The sequence below is a fragment of the Bartonella sp. TT110JLCBS genome (assembly GCF_042193405.1).
Taxonomy (GTDB): domain Bacteria; phylum Pseudomonadota; class Alphaproteobacteria; order Rhizobiales; family Rhizobiaceae; genus Bartonella.
In genome coordinates, this window is record NZ_JBHILT010000051.1 from 1 (window position 1) to 4,212 (window position 4,212).

Consider the following 4,212-nt stretch of genomic DNA (forward strand, 5'->3'; position numbering starts at 1 on the left):
GTTGATATGAAAAATCCTTCTCAATGGTTGATCCGTGTTGGTGGACGTTTGACAAAAACTATTTCCACTGAAAACAATCGTCCAATGTCTTTCTATGGAAAAGTAAACTTGATCAAAACTTTTGGTGATAATGGTACCATCCAGATTGGCAGAGATTTTGACCTTGATCCTATGGGACCTGCAGTTGAAGGCGGCGTTGGCATCAATGCGCAACTGTCTCACAATTTCTCCCTTCATGGTGATGTCAGCTATCAACAGAAACTTCAAAAAACTGGTATATCTGGAGCAAATTTCTCAGGCGGCATACGCTATCAGTTTTAACACAAAGCTGTAAAAGCAAGCCTATTCATTCTATTCAATTTAACAAAAAGGCAGCACGATATGCTGCCTTTTTTATTCTTGACACCCTTTCATAAAAAGATCGCTCGAATAGCTTTTGTTCTTTATTCTCCCAAGATCATCTCCATCAAGATTTATTGATTGACAAGGCTAGGTATTGTTTTTGATGCATACCAGATTGAAGTAGTTGCTCGTACACAGGCAAAAAAGCGCTTTCGTTATAATCCTGAAAAGACAGCTGTGGAAGGTCTTGCCAATTTGCTGGAATTGGGGAGCGTGAAATGCGTGTAGCAGTCTTTGCGCAAAAGAATGAAAATATGCACTAAAGCGGGTGGTTATGCTTAAGGGTGAGAATAAATTCAGTGATTTTGAGAAATCTGCCCCTTACGCTGTCTTAGATATTGAATGGCATTTATCTCTCATAAACAAAAATGTCGCAAAGCGCTTCATCTCCAAGTGAAAGTAAAACTTTCAGAAAAAACACCTTATATGTATTTATTGATAAATCATATATGTTTATTGATAAATCGCGCTTGCTTCATAAAATCCCCTTCCCCTTTTTCTCAAAGCAAAAAGAAAATGTAAAGTTTTACTGTCGTAAGTAGATAAAAAGCACAAGCTACTATTATTTTCCTCTTTACACAGGAAACATACTGCAAAATATTTCTTTACGCAGATAATTTAATTAAATACACCCAAAAAACAAAGACATCAACCACTTTATCAAAATACTCAAGAAGAAACTAAGATTTATAAAAGCATCAATCAGTACTCTTTAGCATATTTATAAAACACATTACATCCAATATAAAACACCTCAGATCTAAAATTAAGTAAACTTTTTTAATTTTTGCTGACGGCTGTTCCCAACGATGCTGTCCCCCCTTTATTCTCCTTAATGCATCAAAATATATGACAGTACTGTGATAACATTAAAAAGTACAAACAAACAACGATCATTTTCTTATAATATTGTATTTAAATATCATTTTAATATTTTTAATTATATATTTAATACGTAATAACTAAAACTATAAATATAATATGACTTAAATGTAAATATATACATTAATTATTATGTTTTTTAATTTGACTATAAGTAAATTATAAAACTATAAGTAAATTATAAAATAGTGAGCAAGAAGAATATTTTTATAGACCATTATTTATTTTCTTATATTGTTTGTTCTTCTTATAACAAGTGGAGATATGGCAAACAGAAAAAATATTTGTAGCTTAGTTTTAAGTGAGGAGAACATAAATGTCTAAAAAATCTCTTTTATCGCATACAGCAACTGCAGCAATTCTATTATTTGGGACCTACCACAACACACAAGCGGAAGAACTTAAAGAACTTAAAGTTTCTGATGGAAAAAAAATGGAAGTCTCTAAAGAAAGCTACGATAATATTTGGGCAGAAACAGGTGGAAAAATCATCGGCAAGAATTTAAAGCTGGGGAGTACCTCTCCAACACCACCATCTGTTACAACCATTGTCACCGTTAAAGGATCCGATAGTTTGATTGAATTATCGGACAATACCATCATTGGTGCTCCACTTGGAACTAAATCTTCCTATGAATACGGCGTTAATATATCGGACAACGCTACATTCAAAATGACAGGAGGTTCTATCAATGTTGATAAAACCGCTATTCAGCTAAATGCTGGTAACGGAAATATGGAAAATGTCACAATAACAAGTGAAAACAGTGACCCCTATAACGCAATAAAAGCTGAAAAAAAAAGTAAACTCACTTTGAAAAATATAACTGTTAAAAAAGCAAAAAACAGCATCTTTGCAGATAACCAAACTCAAGTAACAGTTATCGATGGATCTTTTGAGGCAAACGAAACAGCAATCAATGCTCGAAACGGTAGTATCATTACTTTAAACAATAAGGCAAAAATCACATCACTTAACGGTGATGGGCTCAATGCCATTGGTGAGCAATCAAAAATTTTTATGACAGAGGGAACTGTTACCGGTAGCAATAGTGTATTATATACAAAAGCTGGTGGATATATTAATGTTAAAGATGTTGTGCTCACAGCAAATGGTAAAGGAACAAAATTCGGTGCATTTGCAAGAGGTTCCAGCACTATTGAATTGAATGGTAACACAACAATTAAAAATGCTTCGATCGGTGTTAAAGCCGAAAGTGATAATGCGACAATCAAGATGACCGGAGGATCGATTGAGGTCACAGGAGACAAAGCAGTAGGTGCATCATTTCTTAACACCACCAGCAAAGAAAACACGCTGAAAGATGTAAAAATATCAAGCGGAAATGATGACTTTCTTATGGATAAAGGAATAAGTGCTGACAAAGGAAGTATTGTCACTTTAAATAATGTAACCGTCACGAAAGCAAAAAACAGCATCTTAGCAGATAACAAATCTCAAATAACAATCACCGGCGGATCTTTTGAGGCAAAAGGAGAAGCAATAATTGCTCAAAACGGCAGTAGCATTACTTTAAACAATGGTGCGAAAATCATTTCATCTGAGCATAATGCACTGAGTGCCATTGGTGAGCAATCAAAAATTTTCATGACAGGAGGAACTGTTACTGGGAGTAATAATTCATTATATGCAACTTTGGGTGGATATATTAATGTTAAAGATGTTGCACTCACAGAAAATGGCGAAAGTTCAGTTACAGGCGCATCAGCTGAGGGCCCAAACAGCGTCATTGAATTAAAAGGAAAAACAACGATTACGAAGACTCTCTTTGGTCTTTATGTAACGGATGGAGGCAAAATCACAAGTGAAGAATTAACGATAAAAGGGAAGAAAACAAATATTGAGGGAATCGAACTGCCCAGCATGGGTGTAAATGCTGCTGCAAATAGCGTCATTGAATTAAACGGAAAAACAACGATTGAAAAAGTTGATTTTGGACTTGTCGCATCCAATAGCACGATTAAGATGGTCAATGGCGCTGAAAACAAAATAGATGCAACAATAATTGCACTAAAGATAAACAGAAATGGACATATTGATCTCGCAAATACTTCTGCAACAGCAGGGGTTGCTGGGGTGAATTTTGCAGATTTGTCTAAAAATAAGTTAAATGGCCTAAGTAATAGTAATCCACAAGATTGGCAAAACAGTGAAGTTAATTTGACCAATACAGATCTGATCGTTGAAAATGGTATTGGAATAAATACCGATGAATCAATGGGGAAAATTAATCTCAAAAATTCAAAAATCCTTGCAGATACGTTATTCAAAAACATAAAGCAGAAGACAAAACCTGTTGAAATGTTTACTTTAACCGCAGACCATTCTGTCTTACAAGGCGGTGTAAGAAATGACGAAAATGGGCAAACACGCTTTGATCTGAAAAACGACACAAAATGGACGTTGAAGATCAGTAACAATGAAAAAGATGCTGATGGAAAACTACTTGATATTGCTCAAAGATCTCGTTCCGATATTTCTACGCTTAATCTCGATAACAGCTCCATTATGTTTAGCAAGCCAACAGAAAAACAGCATTACCAAACTTTGTATATAGGTTCTGGTAAACCAGACACGCAAGCCGTCTACAATGCCTCTGGTGACGCAAAAATTTACTTCAACGCACAATGGAGTGATGGAGCACCCATCGCCAATCAAAAAACCGATAGGCTTTTGATCCATGGGGATGTCTCTGGCAACACATCAGTTTATGTTTCAGGACGCGTAGAAAAGAACAGTAGTCAAGCAAATACCTCTGCTGCTCCTAATGTACGGGGGCTTTCACTCATTCAAGTTTCTGGAAAAGCAACTGAAAACTCTTTCAAACTCGTAAATGGCTATACCACAAGAGGTGGCTTACCAGATATGTATACACTACGTGCCTATGGACCAGACTCAAGCCAAGG

3 protein-coding genes are annotated in these 4,212 nt (G+C 35.6%); all 3 read left to right on the forward strand.

Annotation, left to right across the window (positions count from 1 at the left end):
- On the forward strand, positions 1–321 hold a 321-nt coding region (locus ACFILW_RS08935; protein WP_375685597.1), incomplete at its 5' end, for an autotransporter outer membrane beta-barrel domain-containing protein.
- A 159-nt stretch (positions 322–480) separates the two neighbouring features.
- Positions 481–630, forward strand: a complete 150-nt coding sequence (locus tag ACFILW_RS08940) for a hypothetical protein (protein ID WP_375612614.1) — start codon at positions 481–483, stop codon at positions 628–630.
- Positions 631–1,600: 970 nt separating this feature from the next.
- Positions 1,601–4,212 (forward strand): autotransporter outer membrane beta-barrel domain-containing protein (locus tag ACFILW_RS08945; protein ID WP_375685598.1); only part of this gene is annotated, 2,612 nt, incomplete at its 3' end.